The organism is Emticicia sp. (genome assembly GCF_049241225.1).
Taxonomy (GTDB): Bacteria; Bacteroidota; Bacteroidia; order Cytophagales; family Spirosomataceae; genus Emticicia.
On the sequence record NZ_JBMLRC010000357.1, the window covers coordinates 1 to 2,424 of the forward strand.

The 2,424-nt window shown below is 43.3% G+C and carries 2 protein-coding genes; one reads left to right on the top strand and one right to left on the bottom strand.

What is annotated here, in order from left to right:
* Window positions 1–1,179: 3-oxoadipyl-CoA thiolase (pcaF, locus tag ACOVO2_RS18965; RefSeq protein WP_421771482.1), on the top strand; the 1,179-nt coding region annotated here is incomplete at its 5' end.
* A 190-nt stretch (window positions 1,180–1,369) separates the two neighbouring features.
* Here pcaF and ACOVO2_RS18970 read toward each other — a convergent pair.
* Window positions 1,370–2,424: elongation factor G (locus ACOVO2_RS18970; protein ID WP_421771483.1), on the bottom strand; the 1,055-nt coding region annotated here is incomplete at its 5' end.

Here is a 2,424-nt window from a genome sequence, read left to right on the forward strand (position 1 = left end):
CGCACCCCAATTGGAAGTTTTGGTGGCAGTTTATCGCCAGTGCGTGCCGATGATTTGGCTGCCTTGCCTATCAAAGAATTAATCAAACGAAACCCCAATATTCCACTCGAATCCATCGAAGACGTGATTTTGGGTTGCCATAACCAAGCTGGCGAAGATAACAGAAATGTGGCTCGTATGGCATTGCTTTTGGCAGGTTTACCTTACACTGTTCCAGGCGAAACTGTCAATCGTTTGTGTTCTTCGGGAATGTCGGCCGTAATTCACGCCAATCGTGCCATCAAAGCGGGCGATGGCGAGGTTTTTATTGCAGGAGGAATGGAACACATGACTCGTGGACCAATGGTGATGAGTAAATCTTCAAAACCATTTGGTGGAGATGTGCAACTTTTTGACTCAAGTTTTGGCTGGCGTTTTGTGAATCCGCAAATGCACAAAATGTATGGCACTGATGCCATGGGCGTAACTGCCGAAAATTTAGCCGAAATGTATCATATCAGTCGTGAAGACCAAGATTTATTTGCTCTTCGCTCACAACAAAAAGCCTTTGCTGCACAACAGAGTGGTGTTTTAGCCGAAGAAATTATTGGTGTAGAATTGACCGATAGAAAAGGTAACGTAACGATTTTCGATAAAGATGAATTTATCAAAGGAAATTCTACCTTAGAAGGTTTAGCAAAGCTGAAAGCATCTTTCAAAAAAGAAAACGGTACGGTTACCGCAGGAAATGCTTCTGGCTTGAATGATGGTGCGGCTGCCATGTATATTGCCTCAGAAAATGCCGTAAAAAGCTATAATCTTACACCAAAAGCCAGAATCGTATCATCGGCCGTAGTAGGAGTAGAGCCACGAATCATGGGAATTGGGCCGGTGGGAGCAACTCAAAAAGCCCTCCAAAAAGCAGGTTTGACCCTAAACGATATAGACGTAATCGAGTTCAACGAAGCTTTCGCAGCACAATGCTTGGCGGTTTCGAGAAATCTTGGTTTAGCTGATGATGATGCCCGTATTAATCCAAACGGTGGAGCAATCGCTCTCGGTCATCCACTCGGAATGTCAGGTACTCGTATCATTCAAGCGGCTGTAAATCAGCTCATTAGAACAAAAAAACGTTACGCTCTCGCTTCTATGTGCGTGGGTGTAGGTATGGGTTATGCAGTGATTGTTGAGCGAGTGTAGGAAAGGTCTTGACTACGAGTTTGTTCACATCGTAGCGACAAGCCATCAAAAATTACTAATTCTTAATCATCAATCTTCAATTATTTAGTTTAGAGTGTGGGAGCGTATCGCATACACCCAGCTATCCAACAAAAAATCCCCTGTTATTGCTAACAGAGGATTTTTTTATGATTAAACTTCAACCGAAGAATTAAGCGTTTTTCTTAGCAATTCCTTCAGCGATGTTTTGAGGTACGATTTCGTAGTGGTCAAATGTCAAGTTAGCCGTTGCACGACCAGATGACATTGTACGAAGGTCAGTTACATAACCGAATAATTCTGACAAAGGCACATCAGCTTTGATTACTTGCGAACCAGCTTTTGTATCCATACCTTTCATCATACCACGACGACGGTTTAAGTCACCAGTGATAGGACCAGTGTATTCGTCTGGAGTGATTACCTCAACGGCCATGATTGGCTCAAGGATTTTCGGACCAGCCTGACGTGCAGCTTCTTTAAAGCCTAAACGTGCAGCCATCTCGAATGACAATGAATCCGAGTCAACATCGTGGAATGAACCGTGGAATAAACGAACTTTCATTGAGTCAACAGGGAAACCAGCCAATGGACCGTTTACCATTGCTTGCTCAAATCCTTTTTGGATAGCAGGGATAAATTCACGAGGAATAACACCACCTACGATTTCGTTTACGAACTCCAAACCTGGCTTTCCATCTTCACGAGGCATGATTTCAAATACGATGTCAGCAAATTTACCACGACCACCCGATTGTTTTTTGTAAACTTCACGGTGTTCGAATGATTTTGTCAACGTCTCTTTGTAAGCAACTTGCGGAGCACCTTGGTTTACTTCTACTTTAAACTCACGACGCATACGGTCGATGATGATTTCGAGGTGAAGCTCACCCATACCACGGATGATTGTCTGACCTGTTTCTTCGTTCGACTCAACTGTAAGCGTTGGGTCTTCTTCGATAAGCTTCGTGATAGCTTTCGAGAAGTTATCTTGGTCAGCTGTTTTCTTAGGCTCAATTGCATACCCGATAACTGGGTCAGGGAATACCATTGATTCAAGAACGATTGGGTTTTTCTCATCAGTCAAAGTATCACCAGTTTTGATGTCTTTGAAACCTACAACCGCACCGATATCACCAGCACCCAATCTTGGAATTGAGTTTTGCTTATTAGCGTGCATTTGGAAGATACGAGAGATACGCTCTTTGTTTCCAGAACGGTTGTTCA